Consider the following 25426-nt stretch of genomic DNA (forward strand, 5'->3'; position numbering starts at 1 on the left):
GAGGTGGTACCGCGCAGCGGCCGTGAGACACGCACGGCGAGGCGTCCTCGTACGAAGGCTAGCGACCCGACGAGGACCACCCCATATGAGCACGTACCCCCAGCATCGGCCGTCCGCCGAGGTTCCCGCGTCCCCGAGCTTTCCCTCCCTCGAGGAGGACGTGCTCGCGTACTGGAAGGAAGACGGCACCTTCCAGGCCTCGATCGACAACCGCGCGGACGCCGAGGAGTTCGTGTTCTACGACGGCCCGCCGTTTGCGAACGGCCTGCCGCACTACGGCCACCTGCTGACCGGCTATGCGAAGGACGTCGTCCCGCGCTTCGAGACGATGCGCGGCAAGAAGGTCGAGCGCCGCTTCGGTTGGGACACCCACGGCCTGCCCGCCGAGCTCGAGGCGGAGCGCATCCTCGGCATCACCGACAAGTCCCAGATCGAGGAGATGGGCATCGCCGCGTTCAACAAGGCGTGCCGCGATTCGGTGCTGCGCTACACGGACGAGTGGCAGGAGTACGTCACCCGCCAGGCGCGCTGGGTGGACTTCGACAACGACTACAAGACGCTCGACCCGACCTTCATGGAGTCGGTCATCTGGGCCTTCAAGTCGCTGTACGACAAGGGCCTGGCCTACGAGGGCCACCGCGTGCTGCCGTACTGCTGGCGCGACGAGACGCCGCTGTCCAACCACGAGCTGCGCATGGACGACGACGTGTACGCGTCGCGCCAGGACCCCGCGCTCACGGTGACGATGCCGCTGGTGGACGGCCCCGGCGACCTTGCCGGCGCCGAGATTCTCATCTGGACCACCACGCCGTGGACGCTGCCCAGCAACCTCGCGGTCGCCGTGGGCCCCGAGATCGAGTACTCCGTCGTGGAGCCCGGCGCGGAGTCCGCCTTCGCGGGCCGCCGCCTCATCGTCGGCTCGGCCCGCCTCGCCGCGTACGCGCGCGAGCTGGGGGAGGACGCGACCGTGGTCGCGACGGTCACGGGCGCAGAACTGGGTGGGCTGTCGTACACCCCTCCCTTCGGGTATTTCGCCGGCATGGAGAACGCCCACCGCGTGCTCGTCGCGGACTTCGTGTCCGTCGAGGACGGTACGGGGATCGTCCACATGGCCCCCGGCTTCGGTGAGGACGACGCTGCGGTGTGTGCCGAGAACGGCATCGGCACGGTCGTTCCTGTCGACTCCAAGGGCCGGTTCACCGGTGAGATCACTGACTATGTGGGCGAGCAGGTCTTCGACGCGAACCCCACGATCATCAAGGACCTCAAGGCCCGCGAGCTGGTGCTGCGCCACGAGACCTACGACCACAGCTACCCGCACTGCTGGCGCTGCCGCACCCCCCTGATCTACCGCGCCATCTCGTCGTGGTTCATCAAGGTCACGGACTTCCGCGACCGCATGGTGGAACTCAACGAGGACATCACGTGGGTGCCCGGGCACATCAAGGAGGGCCAGTTCGGCAAGTGGCTCGAGGGTGCGCGCGACTGGTCCATCAGCCGCAACCGCTACTTCGGCACGCCCATCCCCGTATGGGTCTCCGACAACCCCGCCTACCCGCGCACCGACGTGTACGGCAGCTTCGAGGAGCTCGAGCGCGACTTCGGCCGCCTGCCCCTGAACGAGGACGGCGAGCCCGACCTGCACCGCCCGTACATCGACGACTTGACGCGCCCCAACCCGGACGACCCGACCGGGCAGTCGACCATGCGCCGCATCACGGACGTGTTCGACGTGTGGTTCGACAGCGGCTCCATGCCGTTCGCCCAGGTGCACTATCCCTTCGAGAACGCCGACTGGTTCGACACCCACAACCCCGCGGACTTCATCGTCGAGTACATCGGCCAGACCCGCGGCTGGTTCTACGTCATGCACGTGCTCGCGACGGCGCTGTTCGACCGCCCCGCGTTCTCGACGTCGATCTCCCACGGCATCGTGCTCGGCTCCGACGGCCGCAAGATGTCGAAGAGCCTGCGCAACTACCCGGACGTCAACGAGGTGTTCCACCGCGACGGCTCCGACGCGATGCGCTGGTTCCTCATGTCCAGCCCCATCTTGCGCGGCGGCAATCTGGTCGTCACCGAGGAGGGCATCCGCGAGGGCGTGCGAGAGGTCATGCTGCCCCTGTGGAGCTCGTACTACTTCTTCACCATGTACGCGGGCGCCGCGAACGGCGCGGCTGGCTATACGGCGACGCCGGTTGCGGCCGATGCCGTGGCTGGCTTGCCGACGATGGACCGGTACGTCCTTGCCAAGACCGCCGAGCTGGTGGAGACCATGGGCGCGCAGCTCGAGGCGTACGACGTCCCCGGGGGGTCCGAGTCGCTCACGCAGTTCATGGACCTGCTCACCAACTGGTACATCCGCACCCAGCGTGACCGGTTCTGGGACGAGGACGCTGCGGCGTTCGACACGCTGTACACCGTGCTCACCACGGTGGCGCGCTTGGCCGCTCCGCTGCTGCCGCTGGAGACCGAGGAGATCTACCGCGGCCTCACGGGCGAGCGCTCTGTGCACCTCACCGACTACCCCGTGGTCGAGCCCGCGTGGGTCGACACGTCGCTCGGTGGCGTGATGGACCAGGTGCGTGAGGTCGTCTCGGCCGCCCACGCGTTGCGCAAGGCGGAAAAGATCCGCGTGCGCCAGCCGCTGGCGGCGCTCGAGGTCGCCGTGGCCGACGCCTCCGGTCTGGAGCCGTACGCCGACCTGATCGCGTCCGAGCTCAACGTGAAGGCCGTGCGTGTGGTCTCCGAGGCCGCGTTCACCGCCGCCCACCCCGTGGAGCAGCGCCTGTCCGTCAACGCCCGCGCGGCGGGCCCGCGCATCGGCAAGGACGTCCAGGCAGCCATCAAGGGCGCCAAGACGGGCGATTGGTCGGTCGCCGACGGCGCCGTGGTCTCGGGTGGCATCGCGCTGGTCGAGGGCGAGTACGAGCTCGCCACGGTCATCGGTGGCGGGGACGAGGCTGCGGATGAGGCCGCCGCGGTGCTGACCTCGGGAGGCTTTGTGCTGCTCGAGACAGGCCTGACGCCCGAGCTCGAGGCGGAGGGCTACGCCCGCGACGTGATCCGCGTCGTCCAGGACACCCGCAAGGCCTCGGGCCTGCAGGTATCCGACCGCATCGAGCTGGCGCTGACGGTGCCCGCCGAGCGGGTGGAGGCCGTGGAGACCTGGGCCGAGCTCATCGCGGCCGACACCCTCGCGGTCAACCCCGCCACGGGCGACGCGCGCGTCACGGTGACCGCCGGTGACGAGCTCGCCGCTTCCGTGACCGTGGCGAACTGATGACCCTCATCACCGCCGCCGGGCTCGCCTCTCGCCTGAGAGACGGGCTCGGCATCCGGCTGCTGGACGTGCGCTGGACGCTCGCGGAACCCGACGGGCGCGACGCGTACCTGGCGGGGCACCTGCCCGGTGCCGTCTACGTGAGCCTCGAGGATGAGCTGTCCTCGCACGGCGCGCCGGAGGACGGGCGCCACCCGCTTCCGTCGCGCTCGGCTCTCGAGGCCGCGGCCCGCCGCTGGGGCCTGAGCGACGGCGACACCGTGGTGGTCTACGACGCCGCCACGTCGCTCGCGGCCGCCCGCGCCTGGTGGCTGCTGCGCCACGCGGGCGTGGACGTGCGCATCCTCGACGGAGGGCTCGCCGCGTGGGCAGCCGCGGGTGGCGCGCTCGAGGCCGGCGACGTGGTGCCCACGCCCGGCACGGTGACCCTCGACTGGGGGCGCATGCGCGTCATTGACATCGACCAGGCCGCGGCGTTCCCGTCCCGTGGAGTGTTGCTCGACGCGCGCGCAGGGGAGCGCTTCCGCGGCGAGGTCGAGCCCATGGATCCTCGGGCCGGTCACATCCCCGGCGCGGTCAACGTGCCCATGGCGGCCTATCTCCACGCCGACGGGACTTTCCAGGCTCCCGAGGCCATCGAGGGTCTCTTCACGGCCGTGGGTGTCGACGGTTCCGCTCCCGTCGCGAGTTACTGCGGCTCGGGCGTGACGGCCGCGCACCAGGTAGCCGCGCTCGAGACGATTGGCGTCACGGCTGCCCTGTACCCGGGCTCGTGGTCGCAGTGGTCCAACACTCCCGGACGTGAGGTCGCGACGGGGGAGTAGGGCCGCTAACTGCCAAGCGAACGGCTCAGCACAATGATCCCGGCCACGAGCGCCATGCCAGCGACGCCTGCCACGCCCGCGAGCACCAGCGACCATCCGGTCGAGAGTTGACGACGTCCGTGCTTGTCCTTCACGTGGACATCATCTCATTGGCCGGCGTGCCGCCTCAGGGGCAGGGTCCGTCGCCCACGCCGCTGAGGCTGTCGAAGTGAACGATGCTGTTCTTGCTCGAGGTAGCCACGCAGAAGTCCGTGCCGTCGACGGTGAACGAGGCGAGCGTAACGCCCGCCGACGCGGGAACCGTGACGTACCCCCAGTCGGCGGTGCCGACCAGATAGTTCGCACCGTCCCACTCCACGTCGGGTTGGCTCATGGTCTCGACGGAGAAGGTCGCGATCTCCATGCCGAGCGTCGCGGCATCGGCCTTGGCGGCCGCCTCCTCCGCCTCGGACCGTTGGTTCAGGAAGAGGGGGATCGCGATGGCGGCGAGCAGGCCGATGATCATGAGCGCGCCCAGCGCAATGCCCACGACGATCAGCGCGACGGTCGCGCCCGATCGGCGCTTCGCGGGAGCCGCCACAGGCGCCGGTGCGCTCGTGATGGGTGCCACATGCGCGGTCCAGGCGGCGCCATCCCAATAGCGCATCTGGCCGGCGGTGTGGGTGTCGCGGTACCAGCCCGCGGGTGTGCTTGTCTCGGTCATGGTCTACCCCCTCAACCCGGACGCTAGCAGCGCGGCGTGGGCGGCGGAAGGCTACGGTTCCGTAAGTCCGAAAAGTCGGCTATCACCCCTGGTAAACACGGTAAAGAGAGGGTCAAGAAAATTGGTGGTCGAAACGGTCGTGAGGAGCCCGATTCGTGCCGCACAATATCTCCGTGAACCACCCCTCCATCGCAGGCCTCAGCCCTGCAGACGCCGAGCGTGAGATCGACGCTCTGATCTTCTCCCGCAGCCCCGAGGCGGACCACGCGGCGAAGCTTCGCCGTGTCGCCGCGGCCCTCAGCCGGTTGGGCGATCCCCACCGCACGCTGCGCATCGTTCACGTCACCGGTACCAACGGCAAGACGTCCACCAGCCGCATGATCGAGTCGCTGCTGCGCGCCCACGGCCTCACGACGGGCCTGTTCACGTCGCCGCACCTCACGACCTTCCGCGAGCGCATTCAGATCGACGGGCAACCCCTCGCCCAGGAGGCGCTCGTGCGCCTGTGGGAGCGCGTCGCGCCCGTGGTGCAGGCCGTCGACAACGAGTCGTTGGCCATAGGCGGCCCGCGCATGTCGTTCTTCGAGATCCTGACCGTGCTGGGCTTCACCGCGTACGCGGATGCGGGCGTGGACGTCGCGGTGATCGAGGTCGGCATCGGCGGCTCGCGCGACGCCACCAACGTGGGCGACGGCGAGGTCGCTGTCCTCACGCCCATGGCCGAGGACCACTCGAACTACTTTGTGGGCGGCATCACCGGCGTCGCGGCGGAGAAGTCGGGCATCATCAAGCCCGGCGCGACGGTCGTCTCGGCCATGCAGCCCGAGGTCGCGGAGGACATCATCCGCGGTGCGGCCGCGAGCGCCGGCGCCGTCATGCGTTGGGAGGGCGTGCACCACGAGGTGCTCGGCCGCGCCGCCGACCCCGCCGGCCAGGTGGTGCGCATGCGCACCATGGGGGCCGTGTCCGAGGCGCTCGTGGCGCTGCACGGCGACTTCCAGGCCCAGAACGCCATGATCGCGCTGGGCGCCACCGAGGCGTTCCTCGAGCGCTTCCTCGGGGTTACCGCGGCCGAGGCGCTCGACGCGGAGGCCGTCGCCCGCGGCTTCGCCGGCGCCACCTCGCCCGGGCGCCTCGAGGTCATCTCCGACCAACCCACCATCGTCGTCGACGCCGCGCACAACCCCCACGGCGTCGAGGCGCTTGCGGCGACGCTGCCCGAAGCGTTCGGCTTCTCCACCACCGTGGGCGTGGTCGCGGTGCTTGCCGACAAGGACGGCGAGGGCATCCTCGCCGGCCTGGCGCGTGTGGTCGACCATGTCGTGGTCACGCAGACCGATTCCCCGCGCGCTACCCCGGTGGCGGAGCTGGCGGTAGCCGCGACCGCCGTGTGGGGCGCCGACCGCGTGACGATCGCGCCCACCGTCGCCGAGGCCGTCGACGTCGCGACCGAGATGGCGCTCGGCGCTGGCCCCGAGGCCGGCGTGCTGGTGGCCGGCTCGATCACCCTCGTCGCCGCCGCGCGCCGTGTGGTCCAGCGCGACCACATGGCCGAGGTGCGCATCGTCCCGCCGCGCCTGGCCGACGCGGGCGAGTCTTCCACGGAGACCATCCCCGCCTGATCGCCATCCCCATCAGGGCGGACCCGCACGGCGCGCGGCCGAGTGCACGTGTACTCGGCCGCGCGCCGTGCGGTGTGGCGCAGGCGTGGGAGACTTGACCCCATGTCTGACGCCAACGACCTGGTGCTCGGCGGGCTCACCCCCGACGAGGCCGAGCGCGAGATCTACCAGCACATCCTCACCCGCAATCCCGAGCACGATTTCGAGCCCACGCTCGAGCGCGTGCGCGAGGCCTGCGAGCTCCTGGGCGACCCGCAACGCTCGTTCAAGAGCATTCACCTCACGGGGACGAACGGCAAGACGTCGACGGCCCGCATGGCGGAGTCCCTTGTGCGTGAGCACGGGCTGCGCACCGGTCTGTTCACGTCGCCGCACCTCACGAGCGTGCGCGAGCGCATCCAGATCGACGGCGAGCCCATCGCGCAGGACGACTTCATCCGCCTGTGGAGCGAGGTCGCGCCCATCATCCACCTTGTCGACGCCCGTGCGGTCGAGGTCGGCGGACCCCGGATGTCCTTCTTCGAGGTCCTCGTGGTGCTCGCCTATGCGGCGTTCGCCGACGCCCCCATCGATGTCGCCGTGATCGAGGTGGGCATGGGCGGCGTGTGGGACGCGACCAACGTGGCCGACGGTGATGTCGCGGTCATCGCGCCCATCGCGATGGACCACGCCCAGTGGCTGGGCGACACCCTGCAGGCGATCGCCACGGAGAAGGCGGGCATCATCAAGGAGGGCGCCGCGGCCGTGATCGCCCACCAGAGCGAGTCGGTCGAGCCCGTGCTGCTCCAGGCCGTCGCCGCGGCGAACGCGCGCGGCTACTGGGAGGGCGACGCCATCGAGGTCGTCGACCGCCAGCCCGGGGTGGGCGGACAGCTCGTGACGCTGCGCACTGCGGCGGCCACCTACGAGGACATCTTCGTGCCGCTATACGGCGAGCACCAGGCCCACAACGCGCTCCTCGCGCTCGCGTCCGTCGAGCTGTTGCTCGCCGACGGGGGAGAGCCGCAATCGTTGGCGGCCGATGCCGTGGAGACCGGCTTTGGCGCCGTCACCTCTCCCGGACGCCTCGAGGCGGTCCGTACGTCTCCGATGGTGCTCGTCGACGCCGCACACAATCCCGCGGGCATCGACGCCCTGGTCGAGGCGCTCGAGGAATCCTTCACGTTCGAGGCGCTCGTGGGCGTGGTCGGTGTCCTTGCCGACAAGGACGCCGAGGGCATTCTCGCCGGGCTCGAGCCCGTGCTCGACCACGTGGTCATCACCTCCTCACGCTCGCCCCGCGCCGTTCCGGCCGACGACCTCGCGGCCATCGCGATCCCGCTGTTTGGCGAGGACCGTGTCACCGTCGCCGCCAGCCTGCCGGACGCGATCGACGAGGCCGTTCAGCGTGCCGAGCGCGACCACGACATGGGCGCGGGCGTCATCGCCGTGGGCTCCATCACGGTGGTCGCGGAGACGCGCATCCTGATGCGCGCCGACGAGCGCAAGGGAACGGGGCAGGCACGATGACCGCGTCCCCCGAACGCGAGCCCGCGTCAACTGACGCGCCCGACACCGAGCCCGCCGAGGCATCGGCCGCCCCCAAGAAGCAGCGCTCCGCGTCGCTGGTGTTCCGCCAGACCGTGCTGCTGTGCGAGGCGTTCACCATGTTCTTCGCCACACTGCTGGGCTACGGCCTGGTGCGTGGCGGGCTCGTCGACGCCACCATGACGCAGATCCTGGTGGGCGGCCTGGCGCTGACCGTCCTCATGGGATGGGCGTCGGGCGTGCAGAAGCGGTCGTGGGGCATCTGGGTCGGCTGGCTCATGCAGCTGCCGCTCCTGGCCGCGGGCGTGGTCGACACGGCCATCACCATCATGGGCGTCGTGTACCTCATCGTGTGGATCGTCGGTGTGCGCCTGGGCGGGCGCATCGACCGCGAGCGCGCCGAGCGTGACGCCGCCGCGGCCCGCGCGGCGGGCGAGGGCGACGCCGCGTGAGTCGCCTGGGCTGGCGCCTGTTCGCCGACGCCGTCGTGGGGCTCACGGGCCTCGTCATGCTGTTCTGGGCGCTCGAGACCATCTTCCTGGTCAGCGCCGCCGCGGCCCGTGACGGCGGTGAGGCCGAGCTCGCCCTCACCACGTACCTCATGCTGTTCGGCGGCCTGGTGCTCGGGGCCGGCGCGATGTTCGACGCGATGCGGCGCTGGTCTATTCACCTGCGCGGACACCCCCGCGACTCCCAGGCACCCGCGTGGCTGCTGACCGTCGTCATCGTGATCGGCGCGATCGCGCTCATCGCGGGGCTCGTGGTGCACACGGCGTACATCGCCGACCTCGCGGCCGTACCCAGCCGTCCCAGCCAGGGTTACGTGCTGTTCCAGGTGTCGGCGGCGCTGTTCATGCTCGTGCCGTTGGTGCCGCTGTCGGTGCGCTGGGCGCCCGGCTACCGCCGCGCGCGCCTGTAGGGCCGTCCGGTCAGTCGACCGTGACGACCGACGTCACCTCGTAGCCCTCGAGGCGCTCGCGCCCGGGCAGCGCCGCGATCTCCATGAGGAACGCGAACTGCACGCTCGCCGCACCCGCGCGCTCCAGCATGTCCGCCACGGCGCGCGCGGTGCCGCCGGTGGCCAGCACGTCGTCGATCACCAGCAGACGCTTGCCCGCCAGGCCGTTGGGGCTCACCACGAGCTCGGAGGCGCCGTACTCGATCGTCGCATCGGCTTCCAGCAGTTCGCCGGGCATCTTGCCCTTCTTGCGCACCATCGACATGCCCACGCCCTTGGACTGCGCGACCACGGGGGCGAAGATGAAGCCGCGCGCGTCGACACCGACCACCGCATCGATCTCACCGGCGGGCGTCAGCGCGTCGCAGGCCTCCTTGAACTTCGCGGGGTCCGCGAGGATGGGGGAGATGTCGTAGAAGAGGATGCCCTCGACGGGGAAGTCGGGGAACGTGTCGAAGTCGGCGAGCGTGATCACGTGCTCCATGGTCCCACGAATACCGAGTCTCCAGCCGTGCCAGGTGTTCAGGTGGGCACGGTATCCTCGCGGCCATGACCGTCCCCACCGAACGCACCCTCATTCTTGTCAAGCCCGACGGCGTCGAGCGCGGCCTGTCCGGCGAGATCCTGCGCCGCGTCGAGGCCAAGGGCTACACCCTCGTGGCCGCCGAACTGAAGAGCGCAACCCCCGAGCTGCTCGAGCAGCACTACGCCGAGCACGTCGGCAAGCCCTTTTACCAGCCGCTCGTGGACTTCATGCTGTCCGGCCCCGTCCTCGCGATCGTCGCCGAGGGCGACCGCGTCATCGAGGGCTTCCGCTCCCTCGCCGGCGCCACGGACCCCACCGCCGCCGCCCCCGGTACCATCCGCGGCGACCTGGGCCGCCACTGGCCCACCAAGGTCATCCAGAATCTCGTCCACGGCTCGGACTCCGAGGAGTCTGCGGCGCGCGAGATCGCGATCTGGTTCCCCTCGCTGTAAACCCCGCCACGGCATCGGCCCTCCCTCAGGACGGCCGATGCCACACGGGCCGGGGCAGCCTCACCCACCCTCCGTACGTGGCTCGCTAGGCTGACCCCCGTGCATCTCAAGACGCTGACGCTTCGCGGCTTCAAGTCCTTCGCGTCCGCGACGACCCTCGAGTTCGAGCCGGGCGTCACCTGCGTGGTGGGCCCGAACGGCTCGGGTAAGTCGAACGTGGTCGATGCCCTCGCCTGGGTGATGGGGGAGCAGGGCGCCAAGACGCTGCGCGGCGGCAAGATGGACGACGTCATCTTTGCCGGCACCTCGGGACGTGCGCCGCTGGGCCGCGCCGAGGTGTCCCTGACCATCGATAACTCCGACGGGGCCCTCCCCATCGAGTACACCGAGGTGACGATCAGCCGCACGCTGTTCAGGACCGGCGGCTCCGAGTACCGGATCAACGGCTCCGCGTGCCGCCTGCTCGACATCCAGGACCTGCTGTCCGACTCCGGGCTCGGCCGCGAGATGCACGTCATCGTGGGCCAGGGCCAGCTCGACGCCGTCCTGCGTGCGACCCCCGAGGACCGACGCCACTTCATCGAGGAGGCCGCCGGCATCCTCAAGCACCGCAAGCGCAAGGACAAGGCGCTGCGCAAGCTCGACGCGATGCAGGGCAACCTCACGCGCGTCCAGGACCTGACGGCGGAGATCCGCCGCCAGCTGGGACCCCTGGGCAAGCAGGCGGAGGTCGCGCGCCGTGCCCAGTTCATCCAGGTCGACGTGCGCGATGCGAAGTCCCGCCTGCTCGCCGACGACCTCGCCCAGATGCAGGGACGCCTGGCGCAGGAGAAGGCCGACGAGTCCGCGCTGATCGAGCGCCGCGAGCAGGTCGAGAAGGAGCTGGCCGCCGCGCGCGCCCGGCTCGCCTCGCTCGAGCAGGCCGCCGCCGAGGCGACGCCGGCCCTCACACGCGCCAACGACACCTACTACCGCCTGTCCGCGCTGCGCGAGCGCCTGCGCAACCTCGAGTCCCTCGCGCAGGAGCGCCTGCGGATGCTCGGCACCGCGGGAGACACGACCCCGCCGACGGACCTCGTGGACCTCGACGAGCAGCTCGAGCGTGCGCGCGACGCCGCCCGGGAGCTGGATGCCGAGGTCGCCGCGGCGGGCGTGGGGCTCGAGGAGGCCGAGGCGGCCCGTCGTGAGGCCGAGGCCGTCGCCGAGGCCTCCGAGCGCCACCTCGCCAACCTGCTGCGCTCCGTCGCGGACCGCCGTGAGGGCGTCGCGAGGCTCGCCGGTGATGTCGCCGCCCGGCGCTCGCGAGTCGAGGCCGCCGAGGCGGAGATTGGTCGCCTGCGCGACTCCAAGGCCGCCGCCGAGAAGCGCGCACACGAGGCCACCACCGAGTTCCAGCACCTCGAGACCTCCGTCGCGTCCGTCGAGGACGGCGAGGAGGACCTCGACGCCGCGCACGAGTCCGCGACCGCCGAGTGGGACGAGGCGAAGACCGCCCTCGACGCGCTCAAGGAAGCCATGCACACCGCCACCCGCGAGCGCGACACTCACGCCGCGCGCGCCGAGGCGCTCGAACTGTCGCTGACCCGTAAGGACGGCGCGGGCGAGCTGCTCGCCTCCGGCTCGACCGCGGTGCGCGGCTCGGTGGCGGCCCTCATCGAGGTGGCGGCCGAGGCCGAGGACGCGATCGCCGCGGCCCTGGGCCCGCTCGCGGACGCCCTCGCGGTTGACTCGGTCGAGCTGGCGGTGGACGCCATCCGGTGGCTGCGCGACGAGGACGCGGGCCGAGCCCGCTTCCTGGTGGCCGATGCATCGGCGCGGCCTGCCAACCCCGACGTGACACTTCCCGAGGGGGCCGCATGGGCCTCGGACCTGGTCTCCGGCGCCGGCGGCATCGTCGACACCGTGCGGGCGCTCGTGTCGGGCGTGGCCGTCGTGGACGACCTCGCCGCGGCCCGCGCGCTCGTGGCATCGCTTTCTGAGGTCACGGCGGTGACGCGCCGCGGCGACGTGCTGGGGGCGCGGAGCGCGTCGGGCGGAGCGGGGGACGCGCCCAGCGTGCTGCACATGCAGGCGGCCCTCGACGAGGCGAAGGCCAAGCGCGACGGCGCCGCCGCCGACGTGGAGCGCACGGGCTTTGCCCTGCGCGAGGCGGAGGAGCGGGAGTCGACGGCCAGGGCGGCGCAGCGCGCGACGCTCGAGCGGCTCAACGAGTCCGACGCCCGCATGGCCGCCGTCGCGGAACAGCTGGGCCACCTGGGCGCGACCGCCCGCGCCGCGAAGGACGACGCGGCCCGCCTGGAGACCCAGATTGAGGCCGCCCACGAGCGCATGGCCGAGCAGTCGGGGGAGCTCGAGTCGCTCGCCGAGCGCCTGGCCGCGGCTCAGGCCGAGCCCGAGCAAACCGAGTCCGACACCGTCGAGGCGCAGACGCAACGCGACGAGGACGCCCAGGCCGCCGTGGCCGCGCGAGCGCGCGAGACCGAGGCGCGGTTGCAGCTGCGCACCTCCGAGGAACGCGCGCGGGCGCTTGCCGCGCGCGCCGAGTCGCTCGAGCGTGCCGTGATCGCCGAGCGCGACGCCCGTGCCCGCGCCGAGGAGGCTGCGAAGCGACGCGCGCGCCAGGCCGCCGCCGCACGCGAGGTCATTGCCGGCTGCGCCGACGCGCTCGCCGCCATCGACATCGCCGTCGCCGCGGCCGACGACCAGCGCGCCGCCGCCGAGCAGGCTCGCGCCGAGCGCTCGGGAGAGCTGGGCGACGTGCGTCAGCTGGTCGAGGCCCACGCCGACGAGCACCGCCGCCTCACCGACGACGCCCATCGCGACGAGGTGGCGCGCGCCCAGCTGTCGGTGCGCCTCGAACAGCTCGAGCAGCGCGCCGTCGACGAGCTCGGCATGGACCCGGCCCAGCTGATCGAGGAGTTTGGCCCCCACCTGCCGGTGCCGGTGCGCGACGACTCGGCCACGGCATCGGCCGGACAGACGGACGGCGACACGGACGGCGAGGCCGGGGGCGAAGCCGGCGAACGCACCGAGCCGTACGTGCGCGAGCGCCAGGAGAAGCGCCTGCGCGCCGCCGAGCGTGCCATGAACCACTTGGGCAAGGTCAACCCGCTCGCCCTCGAGGAGTTCGCCGCGCTCGAGGAGCGCCACAAGTTCCTTCAGGACCAGCTGAGCGACATCAAGAAGTCGCGCGAGGACCTCCTCGAGATCGTGCGCGAGATCGACGAGCGCGTCGAGCAGATCTTTGCCCAGGCCTTCGAGGACACCAAGGCGCAGTTTGACCGCGTCTTCCCGCGCCTGTTCCCCGGCGGCGAGGGCAAACTGGTGCTGACCGACCCCAAGAACATGCTCACCACGGGTATCGAGGTGGAGGCACGCCCCGCGGGCAAGAAGGTCAAGCGGCTGTCGCTGTTGTCCGGCGGCGAGCGATCGCTCACCGCGGTCGCGCTGCTGGTGTCGATCTTCAAGGCCCGCCCCAGCCCTTTCTACGTGATGGACGAGGTCGAGGCCGCGCTGGACGACGTGAACCTGGGTCGCCTGCTGGAGATCTTCCGCGAGCTCCAGGAGGACTCGCAGCTGATCGTCATCACGCACCAGAAGCGCACCATGGAGATCGCGGACGCCCTCTACGGCGTCACCATGCGCGGCGACGGCGTCACCACCGTCATCTCGCAGCGCCTGCGCGACGGGGACGCGGCGTAACGGTGAGCCGGCCTCGGGGCCGTCGCACAGCGGCCGACGGTGCCGGGGCTCTCAGCGACCTGTGAACGTGCACCGGTTACACTGCCGATGGCAGCGTTGCCACCGTCCGTGCGGTCGACCCTGGGTCCCGCCGAGGCGACAAACCCCCGACCGATCCGAGCCCGTCCACACCGTGCGCGTGAGGGTCCATTGATGGCAGACGGCCGTGGGAATCGCCGCCTCGGTCCTTGCGTTGTTACCGTCGGCCGTTCACGCTGAATGTCCGTCTTGTCCGCTTCTGTGCTCAGGAGAGTCTCCATGCCGTCCTCCCTCATCTCTGGCCTCGTCATTGCGGTCGTGCTGGCTGCCGTGGTGTTCGTGATCGCAGCCTTTGCCGAGGGACGCGGCCAGCACCTGATGCGCATCGTGCTGCGGGTGGACGAGCGTCGCGGCATGGAGCACGTGTACGACGACATCGAGCGCGAGGACAACGCCTGGGACCTCCTTCACGGCATCGACTCCGAGCCCGAGGCCGTCTCCGGCAGCGAGCGCGCCGCGGCGTGGGCCCGCGAGGCCGCGGCAGAGGCCAAGGAGGCGGCGCTGACGGCCCGCGACCGCATCCAGGCGCTTCGCGCGAGCGACGTCGAGGCGGCCGCCACCACCGGCGAGATCGCGCTGCACCGCCACTAGGCCCACCCTTCGCGGCCCCTGCCCGGCGACCTGACACACTGGTGCCATGGATGTGACCTGGATTCCCGGAGACGCCGACCTCGTCGTCGTCATCATCGCCGCCGTCGCAGTCATTGGCGGCATCTTCGGCGTCAGCCGCCGCTCCAAGGGCGCCCACCGTGCGCAGTCGCAGGCCCCAGCGTCGCCGACCGCGCCGACGGCCACACCGACCGCAGACGAGGACGCGGGCGACGCGCCTACCGAGGCGCCGACCCGCACGCTGCCCGCCGAGGCGGCCGTCGTCACCGAGGCTCCCGAGTCCGCCGACACCCGTCTTGCGCGCCTGCGTGGACGCCTCGCGGGCGGACTAGGTGCGAGCCTGTTGGCGATCTTCTCGCGCGGCTCGCTCGGTCAGGACGACTGGGACGAGCTCGAGGAGACGCTCCTGCTCGCCGACGTGGGTGCCGCCGCCACGGACGACATCCTGGATGCCCTGCGCGCGCGCCTGAAGGCCGACCCCGAGGCCGACCCGCGCGCGACCCTGCGCGCCGTCCTCCTCGAGATCGTCGACCCGACCCTCGACCGTGAACTGAGGCTCGCGGCGCCGGGGGAGGGGAAGTACGAACCCATCGTGGTGGTCGGCGTCAACGGAGTCGGCAAGACCACGTCGGTCGGCAAGATCGCGCGCGTGCTCGTGGCCGAGGGTCGCAGCGTGGTGCTGGGCGCCGCGGACACGTTCCGCGCAGCGGCCGCCGACCAGCTCGAGACGTGGGGCGCCCGGGTCGGAGTACCCGTGGTGCGATCCGAGATCGACGGGGCCGACCCCGCCTCCGTGGCCTTCGATGCCGCCTCGCGTGCGCGTGACGACCAGGCCGACGTGGTCCTTATCGACACCGCCGGCCGGCTGCAGAACAAGGCCGGACTGATGGATCAGCTCGGCAAGATCATCCGCGTCTCGTCCAAGGTCGCAGAGCCCGTCGAGGTGCTGCTGGTGCTCGACGCCACCACGGGCCAAAACGGGATGACGCAGGCCAAGGTTTTCGCCGAGGTCGCGCCCATCACCGGCATCGTGCTGACCAAGATGGACGGCACCGCGAAGGGCGGCATCGTCGTCGCCGTGCAGCGCGAGTTGGGCGTGCCGGTCAAGCTCATCGGGCTGGGCGAGGGCGCCGACGACCTCGCCCCGTTCGACGCCGAGCAATTCGTGGACGGCCTGCTGGGCGCCTGACGGCCCTCGCAGATTCCGGAAGCCGACGCCGGTCCGCCCCCAGGGTGGACCGGCGTTCGTGCGTCTCGCCGGCGCCTGGATCCGCGGCCCACAACGGACAAAGACCGCAGGATGATCCCGGCCAGGGGCCCTCGCAACAAGGGTTTTACCTCCGCGCGGCCCTGTTAACGGATGCGAAACATGCCGGTGTTTCAGGGGCAACACTTCTTCGCCAGGCTGTCTACGACTCGCCGAGGGGCGGGACTTAAGGAGAAGCAGAATGGATAGCGGCAACATTGCCTGGCTCCTGACCTCTGCATCGCTCGTGCTTCTGATGACGCCTGGTCTGGCGTTCTTCTACGGTGGCATGTCGCGCGGCAAGTCGGTGCTGAACATGATGATGATGAGCTTCGGCGCCATGGCCGTCGGCGTGCTCGCCTGGATCACCTTCGGATTCTCGATCTCCGCCGGTGACACCATGGGCGACATCATCGGCAACCCGATGTACGACTTCGGCCTCATCGACACCCTTGAGGGTGGCGACGCGATGGCCATCATCTCCGCCGGCTTCGGCGCGACCTTCGCGATCATCACGGTCGCCCTGATCTCGGGTTCGGTCGCCGACCGCATGAAGTTCGGCTCCTGGCTGCTCTTCGCCTTCCTGTGGGTCATCCTCGTCTACGCGCCCGTCTCGCACTGGGTGTGGGGCGACGGCTTCGCCGCCCTGCTCGGCCCCGACGGCCCGTGGTTCGGCTCGCTGCCCGGCCCGTACGACTTCGCCGGCGGTACCGTCGTTCACATCAACGCTGGTGTGGCCGGTCTCGTCATGGCCCTGCTGCTCGGTGTCCGCAAGGGCTTCGGCAAGGAGCCCATGCGACCGCACAACCTGCCCTTCGTCATGCTGGGTGCCGCGCTCCTGTGGTTCGGCTGGTTCGGCTTCAACGCCGGTTCCGCCTTCGCGGCTGACGGCTTCGCCGCCACCGCGTGGGTCAACACCACCGTTGCCACCGGCATCGCGATCCTCGGCTGGATCCTCGTCGAGAAGATCCGCGACGGCAAGGCCACCTCGCTCGGTGCCGCCTCCGGTGTGGTCGCCGGTCTGGTTGCCATCACCCCCGCCTGTGCCTCGCTTGACCCCATCGGCGCCGCCATTGTCGGTTTCCTCGCCGGTGCCCTGTCCGCCCTCGCGGTGGGCCTGAAGTACAAGTTCGGCTACGACGACTCGCTCGACGTCGTCGGTGTCCACCTGGTCTCCGGCCTCTGGGGCACCCTGGCGATCGGCCTGCTGGCCAACGGCACCATCAACGGCGACGCCGGCCTGTTCTACGGCGGCGGCATCACCCTGTTCGGTGTCCAGGCCGCGGCCGCTGGTGTCACCATCGTTTACTCCGCGATCGCTACGCTGATCATCGGACTGCTCATCAAGTACACCATCGGTCTGCGTGTCAGCGAGGAGGTCGAGGTCTCCGGAATCGACCTCGCCGAGCACGGTGAGACCGCCTACGAGGAGGCGAAGTAGCAATGAAGCTGGTCACTGCGATCATTCAGCCGCACCGCACGGACGAGGTCCGCGCCGCACTCGAGGCCGCCGGCGTCAAGGGCGTCACGGTCTCGGAGGCAGCCGGATACGGCCGCCAGAAGGGCCACACCGAGGTCTACCGCGGTGCCGAGTACACCGTGGACCTGGTGCCCAAGACCCGCCTCGAGGTGCTGGTCGACGACGCCGACGCCGCCACCGTGACCGAGGCCATCGTCTCGGCCGCGCAGACCGGCAAGATCGGCGACGGCAAGGTCTGGACGGTTCCGGTCGACGACGTGGCCCGTGTCCGCACGGGTGAGCACGGCGCCGACGCTCTGTAAGGAGCCGCCGCACACCAATGGAGCACATCCCCAGCGCTGCTGAGGGCTCCGACGCTGAGGTCCCGCACCCTTCCGGGGTGCGGGACCTCAAGCGTCTGAGGGCCGATGCCGCGGCGCAGCTCACGTCCGACGGCGTCACCGGGCCGGAACGTCGCCGTCGTCTCACCGCCCTCGTCAAGCGCGCGCTCGTCGCGCACTGGAACGAGGCCGCCGGCCCCGCCGAAGGCATCGCGCTCGGCGCCGTCGGATCGCTGGGCCGCGGCGATGCCGGCCCGCTCTCCGACCTTGACCTGGTGCTGCTGCACGACGGCAAGACCCAGTCGAAGGACGCCCTCGCGGAGCTCGCCCAGCGCCTGTGGTACCCCATCTGGGATGCCGGGCTCGAGCTCGACTATTCGATGCGTTCCCTCACCGAATGCCGCCAGGTGGCCTCGAAGGACCTCGCCGCGGCCGCCGGACTTCTCGACATCCAGCCGGTCGCGGGCGACGACACCCTCGTCGCCCAGGCCCGCGCCGCCATCTATCAAGACTGGCGCGCCGCCTCGCGCAAGCGCCTGCCCGAACTTCTCGCCGCCTCGCGCGCTCGCGCCGAGCGTCATGGCGAACTCGCGTACCTCATCGAGCCGCACCTCAAGGAGGCCAGGGGAGGCCTGCGCGACTACACGAGCCTGTCCGCGCTGAGCGCGACGTGGCTCACCGACCGTCCGCACGGTGTCGTCGATGCCGCAGGGGAGCACCTGCGCGATGTGCGCGACGCCCTCCACCTCGTCGCGGGCCGGCCCGTCAACGTGCTGGGCCGCCACCTCGCGGACGACGTCGCCGCTCACCTGGGTTACGGCGACCCCGACGACCTGCTTGCGTCGATTGCCGACGCCGGCCGCACCGTCGCCTACGCGCTCGACCAGACCGAAAGGGGGGCGCGCCGCTCGCTCGAACGCTCCGGCATCGGCTCCGTGGCGTGGAAGGCGCGACGGTTGTCGAAGGCGCCCCGGCACGTCAGCGTGGCCGAGGGACTGATCGATGTCGACGGTGAACTGGCGCTCGCGCCTAGCGCCGACGCGAAGGCGGATCCGTTGCTGCCGCTGCGCGCCGCGGCCACCGCCGCGACGACGGGCCTGCCCTTCACTCCGGGACTCTTGGACGCGATGCAGAATGCCCCCGACCTTCCCGAGCCGTGGCCGGAGGCCGCACGCACCCACCTGCGCGACCTGCTGCGCGGCAGCCACCACCTCGTCGCGGTGTGGGAGGCGCTGGACCTGCACGGACTCGCCGTGCGGTGGGTGCCCGAGTGGGCGGGGGTGCGCAACCGGCCTCAGCGCAGTCCTATCCATCGCTACACGGTCGACCGCCACATGATCGAGACGGTCGTGATTGCCGCCAAACACCGCCGCGACGTCCCCGACCAGGACCTGCTGTTCGCGACCGCGTGGGTCCACGACATCGGTAAGCGGGCGGGGTCCACGGACCACTCGATCGACGGTGCGGCCCTGGTGCCGGCGATCGGCGCCCGGCTCGGCTGGTCTCCGCAGTTCACGGCCGATGTCGAAACGCTGGTGCGCCACCACCTGCTCCTGTCGATCCTGTCGACCACGCGTGACGCGGAGGACCCCGCGACCGTCGGGGAGCTGTTGGATGCGCTCGGCCACCGCGAGGACCTCCTGGTGACCCTGCGCGCGCTGACGGAGGCGGACTCGCACGCGGCGGGCCCCAAGGTGTGGACGACCTGGCGTGCGAGCCTGGCGGACACGCTCACCGCGAAGGCGCGGGCCGCGCTGACCTAAGCCACGGCATCGGCCGCCCTCCCCGCCCATGCGCAAATGGCCGCATTTGCGGCTCCAGAGTGCGTTTCGTGACGGTAATGGCCGCATTTGCGGCATGAGAGGGACAGGACGCGGAGCGCCGTCGCCGACCCCAGGTAGGCTTGAGGCCGCACGTTTTCGAAGGGACACCTGTGTTCGCCAACCTCTCCGACCGCCTGACCTCGACGTTCCGGAACCTCCGGGGCAAGGGCCGCCTCACCGAGGCGGATATCGACGGCACCATCCGCGAGATCCGTCGCGCCCTGTTGGACGCCGACGTCGCCGTTCCGGTGGTCCGCACGTTCACCGGCAACATCCGCGAGCGCGCGCTCGGCGCGGAGGTCTCGGGAGCCCTGAACCCTGGCCAGCAGGTCGTCAAGATCGTCAACGAGGAGCTCGTCGCGATCCTGGGTGGCGAGGCGCGTCGCCTGAACTTCGCCAAGTCGGGCCCGACGGTCATCATGCTCGCCGGTCTGCAGGGTGCGGGTAAGACCACCCTCGCGGGCAAGCTGGCGCACCACCTCAAGGAGAACGGCCAGACGCCGCTGCTGGTCGCCGCCGACCTTCAGCGCCCCAACGCCGTCAACCAGCTCCAGGTGGTCGGCGAGCGCGCCGGTGTGCCGGTGTTCGCTCCGGAGCCGGGTGTGACCCGCGAGGGCGAGCGCGTCAAGGGCAACCCCGTCAAGGTCGCGAAGAAGGGCCTCAAGGAGGCCGAGCAGCGCCAGCACTCCGTGGTCATCGTCGACACCGCCGGCCGCCTGGGTATCGACCAGGAGCTCATGAAGCAGGCCGCGGACATCCGCAAGGCCATCGAGCCCGACGAGGTCCTGTTCGTCATCGACGCGATGATCGGTCAGGACGCCGTCGCCACGGCGCAGGCCTTCGACCAGGGCGTGGACATCACCGGTGTGGTCCTCACCAAGCTCGACGGCGACACCCGCGGTGGTGCCGCGCTGTCGGTGCGCGAGGTGACCGGCAAGCCGATTCTCTTCGCATCGACCGGCGAGAAGCTCGACGAATTCGAGGTCTTCCACCCGGACCGCATGGCGAGCCGCATCCTCGACATGGGCGACATCATGACGCTCATCGAGCAGGCGGAGAAGAAGTTCGACCAGGCCGAGGCCGAGCGCATGGCCGCCAAGGTCACCAAGGGTGAAGACTTCACGTTCACCGACTTCTTGGCGCAGATGCAGCAGCTCAAGAACATGGGTTCTATGAAGAAGATGCTCGGCATGCTGCCGGGCATGGGCGCCATGCGCGAGCAGATCGAGAACTTCGACGAGCGCGAGCTGGTGCGCACCGAGGCCATCGTCCAGTCCATGACGCCGCTCGAGCGGGACAACCCCAAGGTCCTGAACGGCTCGCGCCGCGCGCGCATCGCGAAGGGCTCCGGCGTCACCGTCGCCGACGTGAACTCCCTGGTCAAGCGCTTCGAGCAGGCCCAGCAGATGATGCGTGCCATGGCCCGCGGCGGCGGCATGCCGCAGCTTCCCGGCCAGGGTGGCGGTCCGGGCGCGTGGGGCGGCATGCCCGGCGGCAAGAAGTCCAAGGGCAAGCAGGCGCCGCAGAAGAAGGTCAAGGGCAAGTCGGGCAACCCCGCCAAGCGCGCCCAGCAGGAGGCGGCGGCCAGGAACAAGTCGTCGGCGCCGCAGGCTCCCGCCGGTAGCGCGTTCGGCCTGAGCCAGCAGCCCGAGGACTTCGACCCGTCCAAGCTCGAGTCCGACCTCGGCAAGTACTTGGGCCGCTAAGGCACATGAGGGCGGGGCCGATGCCTGGGCGAGGTGACGTTCTTCACCTCACCGGGCCGGTCCTCGTCGACGACGACACGGTCCGCGCTGAGGCGTGGGTGGTGGGCGGCCGCATCACCTTCGAGCGGCCGATGCATTCCGGCACGCCCGTACGCATCGACGGCTGGGTGCTTCCCGGGCTGGTCGACGTCCACTGTCACATCGGCCTCGACTCCGGCGGTGCCACCGACCGTGAGCTCGCGGTCAAGCAGGCAAGCGTGGATCGCGACGCCGGTACCCTCCTGATTCGCGACGCCGGCAGCCCCCTCGACACGGCCTTTGTGCACGAACGCGATGACCTCCCACGCCTGATCCGCTCCGCGCGCTTCATCGCGCGTCCCAAGCGTTACCTCCGGGGCTATGCGCGCGAGATCGAGCCGCAGGAACTGCCGAACGTCGCGCGCGAGGAGGCCGCCAAGGGCGACGGTTGGATCAAGCTCATCGCCGACTGGATCGACCGCGACGCGGGTGACCTCACGCCACTGTGGAAGCCCGCACTCCTGGCCGAGGCACTCGCTGGCGTCCACGCCGCCGGCGCGCGGGCCACCGCTCACACATTCTCGACCGAGGCGATCGGCCCGCTCCTCGAGGCGGGCATCGACTGCCTCGAGCACGGCACCGGCATGACCGCTGAGCACATCGAGACCGCCGCCAAGCGCGGCATCCCCGTGGTGCCCACCCTGCTGCAGGTCGACAACTTTCAGGGCTTCGCCGACGCAGGGGAGCCGAAGTTCCCCGCCTACGCGGCACGCATGCGCCGCATGCACGCCCGCCGCTACGAGCACGTGCGTGACCTGCACGACGCCGGGGTGCCGCTGCTGGTGGGGACGGACGCGGGCGGCACGCTCGGCCACGGCCTGCTGCCGCGCGAGGCGAGCGAGATGGCCAAGGCGATTCCCGCATCGGCCGTCGTGGCCGCCGCCACCTGGAAGGCGCGCGCGTTCCTCGGCGTCGACACGCTGACCGAGGCCGCGAGCGCGGACCTCGTGGTCTACGACGCCGACCCACGCGAGGACATCCGCGCGCTAGCGGGTCCCGCCGCCGTGGTGCTGCGCGGCACACGCGTGGCCTGACTCCCAGGAAACTCCCAGACGACGGGCGGGCCATTCCCAGCGTTCGCGACTGGGATGGGAGGCATGAAGCTCTCCTCCGGCATCATCGTCACGGGCCTCGCCGCCACGATGCTCACCACCGGTGCCGTCCTCGGCACCGGCTTTCTGTCGACGGCCGAGACCACGATCGGCGCGAGCGCCGCCGCCACCTCGCCTGCGGCCGTCATGGGAACCGACCCGGCCACGGACACGCCCGCCACCACAGACTCCGCCACTACCGGCTCCGCCACGACAGACTCCGCCACCACAGGCTCCGGCACCGCCGCCGAGGCGACGACGGAGGCGAGCACCTCCGAGGCTGGCGCCGCGACCTACGACGGCGCCGCGGTTCAGACCCGCTACGGCGCTTTCCAAGCCCGCGTCACGGTCGAGGACGGCGTCGTGACGGACATCGCCTGGCTCCAGGAAGGCGAGAGCGACCCGCACTCGCAACGCATCAACGACACTGCCGTGCCGGCCCTCGTGGAAGCGATCCTCGAGGCGCAGAGCATCGACGTCGGCTACATCTCGGGCGCGAGCTACACCTCGCAGGGTGTGGAGGACGCCGTGCAATCCGCCTTCGAGCAGGCCGGCCTCGCATGAGCGCGCCGGTGATGGTCAGGACGGCGCCGTCGAGCCGCGACCGGGTGGCGCGGCGCCGCTCGCGACGCAGCGACACGCTGGAAGCCACCGCGTGGCTGGTGGGCGTCATCGCGGTGGCGTGCATGCTCGCCTCGGGCAGCGTGGACGTGACGACGGCAGCGGGGGCGCTGATCGCCGCGGCCCGCGTCACCGGGATGGCCGCCTCCACGCTGATCCTCGTGCAGTTGGTCCTCATCGCCCGCGTACCCCTGGTGGAGCAAACGCTCGGCCACGACCGCGCCGCCGTGCTGCACGGCCGCCTGGGGCGCCTGGGATTTCTCATCATCCTCGCCCACGTGGCGCTCACGGTCCTGGGCTACGCCGCCAGCGGCGATGAGGGAATCGTCGCCCAAACCTGGGAGCTGATGGTCGGCTCAGTAGGACCCCTGTTCATGGCCTGGGCCGGACTGGCCGTCCTCATCGCCGTGGTCGTCACCTCGTACGCGGTGGTGCGCTCGCGGTGGCGCTACGAGAACTGGCACGCGGTCCACGTGTTCAGCTACCTCGCGATCGGCCTGAGCCTCCCACATCAGCTCACCGACGGCGAGACGTTCCTCACCCGGGGACTCGCGTGGTGGTACTGGGTCGTGCTGTGGTCCCTCGCCGTCGGTGCAGTCCTGGTGTTTCGCGTGATCCGTCCGCTCGTGCGCGCCGCCCGCCACCGCACCACCGTCGCCGCCGTCGAGCCCGTCGGGGACGGGTCGGTGGATCTCGTCCTGCATGGCCGCGCCTTGTCACGGATGAAGGCGCGGCCCGGGCAGTTCGTGCTGCTGAGGTTCCTCGCGCCGGGCATGTGGGGCCAGGCGCACCCGTACTCCCTGTCGCGTGCGCCGCTTCCCGACTGGTGGCGCGTCACCGTCAAGCCGTTGGGCGATGCGTCGCGGGCCGCTGCGGCCGTTCCGGTGGGCACCCGCGTCATCGTCGAGGGGCCCTTGGGGATCTTTACCGCGGACCGGGCGCGGGGCGGTCACCTGGTGCTCGCGGGTGCTGGGGTGGGGGTGACGCCCCTCATCGGCCTGCTCGAGGATGCGCCCGACGGCGGTCGCTGCACCGTGATCGTGCGTGGCTCAACGGAGCGCGACATCCCTCACCTCGACGAGATCCGTCGCTTCGCCGCCGCCAAAGACGCCACGCTGTACGTGCTCACGGGCCCTCGCGGCGACGGATGGGCGCCCGCAGGACGCGACGCCGGCATCGGCCACCTGATTCCACGCCTCGCGTCATCGGACGTGTTCGCGTGCGGCCCGACAGGCTGGGTCGATGCGCTGGAGGCCGATGCTCGGGCAGCCGGGCTGGCGCGTGACAGCTTCCACCGCGAGGTGTTCGCCTGGTAGGCGCTGCGCAAAAGATGGCGGTGTCCTGAGGAATAGGTCGGGGACGTGGACCGCGCGCCACGCACCCGGGATACTGGTGACACCCGACCGAGGAGGACCATGACGACGGTGCAGACCGCCGCCCGCGCACGGATGACCGCGCGCCGCGCCTGGTGGGCCGATGCCCTCGAGGCCGCCGTATGGCTTGCCGCCGTGGCGGGCATCGCGCTGATGATCGCCTCGGGCGGCCTCGCGTATGCGTCGACGGCCGCCGACTGGCTCTATGTCTTCGGCCGGGCGCTCGGCATTGTGGCCGCGGTGCTGATGATGGCCCAGGTGCTGCTCGCCTCGCGCGCCCCGTTCGTCGAGCGCTCCATGGGCCATGATCGGGCCATCGCGACCCACACCCGCCTGGGCAAGGTGGCGATCGTGCTCATGCTCGTGCACCTCACGCTGATGACGACCGTGACGGCCTCCTACGACGGCCGCTCCGCGCTCGAGCAGGTCCTGACCTGGCCGCAATACGGCTGGTGGATGCTGCTCGCGCTCGTGGCCGGCATCGCGTTCCTCGTGGTGCTGCTGACATCGCTGACGGCAGTCCGTCTGCGCTGGCCGTACGAGCGGTGGCACGCGGTGCACATGCTCGTCTATGTGGGCGTCGCCTTCGCGGTGCCTCACCAGTTCCTCGAGGGCTCCACCTTCCGCTCCGGCGGGCTCGCCTGGTGGTTCTGGGCGGCGCTATGGACCGTGTCCATCGGTTCGTTCGTGGTGTGGCGCCTCGCGCGTCCCCTCGTGCTCATGGCGCGCCACGGCCTCACCGTCGAGTCGGTCGAGCGCCTGCCTGACGGCTCCGCGACGGTCACGATGACCGGACGCGACCTCGACCGGCTGGGCGCGCAGCCCGGCCAGTTCTTCCTGTGGCGGTTCCTCGGCGACGGGCTCGCGACGCAGCAGCACCCCTATTCGCTGTCCGCGGCGCCGGGGGAGCGCCTGCGTATCACCGCCAAGGCCTCGGGCGACGGCTCGCGGGCGCTCGCGCACCTCACCCCCGGCACGCGCGTGATGGTCGAGGGACCCCTGGGCGTGTTCCACCACGGCACCAGGACGGGATCGTCGCTCGTGCTCGTCGCCGCGGGCATCGGCATCACACCCATCAGGGCGATGCTTGAGCGGTGCGAGCCAGGCGACGACGTCACCGTCGTGGTGCGCGCGCGTTCGCGCGAGGAGGCGCCGCTTCTCGATGAGGTCGAGGCGCTCGCGAGCGAGCGAGGGGCGCGACTCATCGTCGCGCTCGGGCCGCGAGGATCCACGTGGGGGACGGCGGAGCAGCCCCTGGCGGTGCGTGACCTCGTCGACGAGCCCGCCACGACCGACGTGTACGTGTGCGGTCCGCGCGCATGGGCGCTGCAGGTGGCGGCCGATGCCGCGGCGAGCGGTCTTCCCGCCCATGCGATTCACCGCGAAGAATTTGGATGGTGAACC

The 25426-nt window shown here is 70.8% G+C and carries 21 protein-coding genes; 18 read left to right on the forward strand and 3 right to left on the reverse strand.

Going from position 1 to position 25426, the window contains the following annotated elements; genetic code table 11:
• Positions 1-85: 85 nt before the first annotated feature.
• Together ileS and B7K24_RS08225 are read left to right on the forward strand one after the other, a co-directional pair.
• Positions 86-3283 (forward strand): isoleucine--tRNA ligase, encoded by a 3198-nt coding sequence (gene ileS / locus B7K24_RS08220; protein WP_084129861.1) that lies wholly within the window; start codon positions 86-88, stop codon positions 3281-3283.
• Positions 3283-4107 (forward strand): sulfurtransferase, encoded by an 825-nt coding sequence (locus B7K24_RS08225; RefSeq protein WP_084129862.1) that lies wholly within the window; start codon positions 3283-3285, stop codon positions 4105-4107. The genes ileS and B7K24_RS08225 overlap by 1 nt, the downstream gene beginning before the upstream one ends.
• 5 nt (positions 4108-4112) lie before the next feature.
• On the opposite strand, the gene B7K24_RS13730 is transcribed toward B7K24_RS08225, so the two are convergent.
• Together B7K24_RS13730 and B7K24_RS13655 are read right to left on the reverse strand one after the other, a co-directional pair.
• Positions 4113-4241, reverse strand: coding sequence for a hypothetical protein (locus B7K24_RS13730; protein WP_255372784.1), 129 nt, complete (start codon positions 4239-4241; stop codon positions 4113-4115).
• Positions 4242-4273: 32 nt separating this feature from the next.
• Positions 4274-4810, reverse strand: coding sequence for a DUF2510 domain-containing protein (locus tag B7K24_RS13655; protein WP_084129863.1), 537 nt, complete (start codon positions 4808-4810; stop codon positions 4274-4276).
• A gap of 173 nt (positions 4811-4983) precedes the next feature.
• Here B7K24_RS13655 and B7K24_RS08235 point away from each other — a divergent pair, with 173 nt between their 5' ends.
• The 4 genes from B7K24_RS08235 to B7K24_RS08250 all read left to right on the forward strand — a co-directional run bounded on the left by B7K24_RS08235 (position 4984) and on the right by B7K24_RS08250 (position 8878).
• Entirely contained in the window at positions 4984-6432 is a 1449-nt protein-coding gene (locus B7K24_RS08235; protein ID WP_234986636.1) for a folylpolyglutamate synthase/dihydrofolate synthase family protein, read from the forward strand.
• A 102-nt stretch (positions 6433-6534) separates the two neighbouring features.
• Positions 6535-7941, forward strand: coding sequence for a folylpolyglutamate synthase/dihydrofolate synthase family protein (locus B7K24_RS08240; RefSeq protein ID WP_084129865.1), 1407 nt, complete (start codon positions 6535-6537; stop codon positions 7939-7941).
• Entirely contained in the window at positions 7938-8411 is a 474-nt protein-coding gene (locus B7K24_RS08245) for a DUF4233 domain-containing protein (RefSeq protein WP_084129866.1), read from the forward strand. The genes B7K24_RS08240 and B7K24_RS08245 overlap by 4 nt, the downstream gene beginning before the upstream one ends.
• Positions 8408-8878, forward strand: coding sequence for a hypothetical protein (locus B7K24_RS08250; protein ID WP_084129867.1), 471 nt, complete (start codon positions 8408-8410; stop codon positions 8876-8878). Before B7K24_RS08245 ends, B7K24_RS08250 begins: the two co-directional genes overlap by 4 nt.
• 10 nt (positions 8879-8888) lie before the next feature.
• On the opposite strand, the gene B7K24_RS08255 is transcribed toward B7K24_RS08250, so the two are convergent.
• Positions 8889-9392: an adenine phosphoribosyltransferase gene (locus tag B7K24_RS08255; protein WP_159449194.1), complete on the reverse strand. Its 504-nt coding sequence runs from the start codon at positions 9390-9392 to the stop codon at positions 8889-8891.
• Positions 9393-9466: 74 nt separating this feature from the next.
• Between B7K24_RS08255 and ndk the strand changes: the two genes are divergently transcribed.
• The 12 genes from ndk to B7K24_RS08315 all read left to right on the forward strand — a co-directional run bounded on the left by ndk (position 9467) and on the right by B7K24_RS08315 (position 25423).
• On the forward strand, positions 9467-9895 hold the full coding sequence (ndk, locus tag B7K24_RS08260) for a nucleoside-diphosphate kinase (protein ID WP_084129869.1): 429 nt from the start codon (positions 9467-9469) through the stop codon (positions 9893-9895).
• A 99-nt stretch (positions 9896-9994) separates the two neighbouring features.
• Positions 9995-13597, forward strand: a complete 3603-nt coding sequence (gene smc, locus B7K24_RS08265) for a chromosome segregation protein SMC (protein WP_084129870.1) — start codon at positions 9995-9997, stop codon at positions 13595-13597.
• A gap of 297 nt (positions 13598-13894) precedes the next feature.
• The gene (locus tag B7K24_RS08270; RefSeq protein WP_084129871.1) at positions 13895-14266 is read left to right on the forward strand and encodes a hypothetical protein; all 372 of its coding nucleotides are present in this window, start codon (positions 13895-13897) and stop codon (positions 14264-14266) included.
• A 46-nt stretch (positions 14267-14312) separates the two neighbouring features.
• The gene (gene ftsY, locus B7K24_RS08275; protein ID WP_084129872.1) at positions 14313-15473 is read left to right on the forward strand and encodes a signal recognition particle-docking protein FtsY; all 1161 of its coding nucleotides are present in this window, start codon (positions 14313-14315) and stop codon (positions 15471-15473) included.
• A gap of 259 nt (positions 15474-15732) precedes the next feature.
• Positions 15733-16971, forward strand: coding sequence for an ammonium transporter (locus B7K24_RS08280; RefSeq protein ID WP_084129873.1), 1239 nt, complete (start codon positions 15733-15735; stop codon positions 16969-16971).
• Between the two features lie 2 nt (positions 16972-16973).
• A complete protein-coding gene (locus tag B7K24_RS08285; protein ID WP_084076838.1) occupies positions 16974-17312 on the forward strand; it encodes a P-II family nitrogen regulator in 339 nt (112 codons plus the stop codon).
• A gap of 17 nt (positions 17313-17329) precedes the next feature.
• Complete coding sequence (locus B7K24_RS08290; RefSeq protein ID WP_084129874.1) at positions 17330-19093, forward strand: HD domain-containing protein; 1764 nt, start codon at positions 17330-17332, stop codon at positions 19091-19093.
• Between the two features lie 170 nt (positions 19094-19263).
• Positions 19264-20859 carry a signal recognition particle protein gene (ffh, locus tag B7K24_RS08295; RefSeq protein WP_084129875.1) on the forward strand — a complete coding sequence of 532 codons (1596 nt, stop codon included), beginning with the start codon at positions 19264-19266 and terminating at the stop codon, positions 20857-20859.
• Between the two features lie 20 nt (positions 20860-20879).
• Positions 20880-21971: an amidohydrolase family protein gene (locus B7K24_RS08300; RefSeq protein ID WP_084129876.1), complete on the forward strand. Its 1092-nt coding sequence runs from the start codon at positions 20880-20882 to the stop codon at positions 21969-21971.
• Between the two features lie 63 nt (positions 21972-22034).
• Positions 22035-22592, forward strand: a complete 558-nt coding sequence (locus B7K24_RS08305; protein WP_159449195.1) for an FMN-binding protein — start codon at positions 22035-22037, stop codon at positions 22590-22592.
• The gene (locus B7K24_RS08310; RefSeq protein WP_084129878.1) at positions 22589-23965 is read left to right on the forward strand and encodes a ferredoxin reductase family protein; all 1377 of its coding nucleotides are present in this window, start codon (positions 22589-22591) and stop codon (positions 23963-23965) included. Before B7K24_RS08305 ends, B7K24_RS08310 begins: the two co-directional genes overlap by 4 nt.
• A 99-nt stretch (positions 23966-24064) precedes the next feature.
• The gene (locus tag B7K24_RS08315; RefSeq protein WP_084129879.1) at positions 24065-25423 is read left to right on the forward strand and encodes a ferredoxin reductase family protein; all 1359 of its coding nucleotides are present in this window, start codon (positions 24065-24067) and stop codon (positions 25421-25423) included.
• The last annotated feature ends 3 nt before the right edge of the window (positions 25424-25426 follow it).

The organism is Demequina sp. NBRC 110055 (genome assembly GCF_002090135.1).
GTDB lineage: Bacteria > Actinomycetota > Actinomycetes > Actinomycetales > Demequinaceae > Demequina.

Excerpts from the sequence above, each read along its gene's own strand:
- ileS (WP_084129861.1), top strand. The coding sequence starts at position 86 with ATGAGCACGTACCCCCAGCATCGGCCGTCCGCCGAGGTTCCCGCGTCC.
- B7K24_RS08225 (WP_084129862.1), top strand. The coding sequence starts at position 3,283 with ATGACCCTCATCACCGCCGCCGGGCTCGCCTCTCGCCTGAGAGACGGG.
- B7K24_RS13655 (WP_084129863.1), bottom strand. The coding sequence starts at position 4,810 with ATGACCGAGACAAGCACACCCGCGGGCTGGTACCGCGACACCCACACC.
- B7K24_RS08240 (WP_084129865.1), top strand. The coding sequence starts at position 6,535 with ATGTCTGACGCCAACGACCTGGTGCTCGGCGGGCTCACCCCCGACGAG.
- B7K24_RS08245 (WP_084129866.1), top strand. The coding sequence starts at position 7,938 with ATGACCGCGTCCCCCGAACGCGAGCCCGCGTCAACTGACGCGCCCGAC.
- ndk (WP_084129869.1), top strand. The coding sequence starts at position 9,467 with ATGACCGTCCCCACCGAACGCACCCTCATTCTTGTCAAGCCCGACGGC.
- B7K24_RS08270 (WP_084129871.1), top strand. The coding sequence starts at position 13,895 with ATGCCGTCCTCCCTCATCTCTGGCCTCGTCATTGCGGTCGTGCTGGCT.
- ftsY (WP_084129872.1), top strand. The coding sequence starts at position 14,313 with ATGGATGTGACCTGGATTCCCGGAGACGCCGACCTCGTCGTCGTCATC.
- B7K24_RS08280 (WP_084129873.1), top strand. The coding sequence starts at position 15,733 with ATGGATAGCGGCAACATTGCCTGGCTCCTGACCTCTGCATCGCTCGTG.
- B7K24_RS08285 (WP_084076838.1), top strand. The coding sequence starts at position 16,974 with ATGAAGCTGGTCACTGCGATCATTCAGCCGCACCGCACGGACGAGGTC.
- B7K24_RS08290 (WP_084129874.1), top strand. The coding sequence starts at position 17,330 with ATGGAGCACATCCCCAGCGCTGCTGAGGGCTCCGACGCTGAGGTCCCG.
- B7K24_RS08300 (WP_084129876.1), top strand. The coding sequence starts at position 20,880 with ATGCCTGGGCGAGGTGACGTTCTTCACCTCACCGGGCCGGTCCTCGTC.
- B7K24_RS08305 (WP_159449195.1), top strand. The coding sequence starts at position 22,035 with ATGAAGCTCTCCTCCGGCATCATCGTCACGGGCCTCGCCGCCACGATG.
- B7K24_RS08310 (WP_084129878.1), top strand. The coding sequence starts at position 22,589 with ATGAGCGCGCCGGTGATGGTCAGGACGGCGCCGTCGAGCCGCGACCGG.
- B7K24_RS08315 (WP_084129879.1), top strand. The coding sequence starts at position 24,065 with ATGACGACGGTGCAGACCGCCGCCCGCGCACGGATGACCGCGCGCCGC.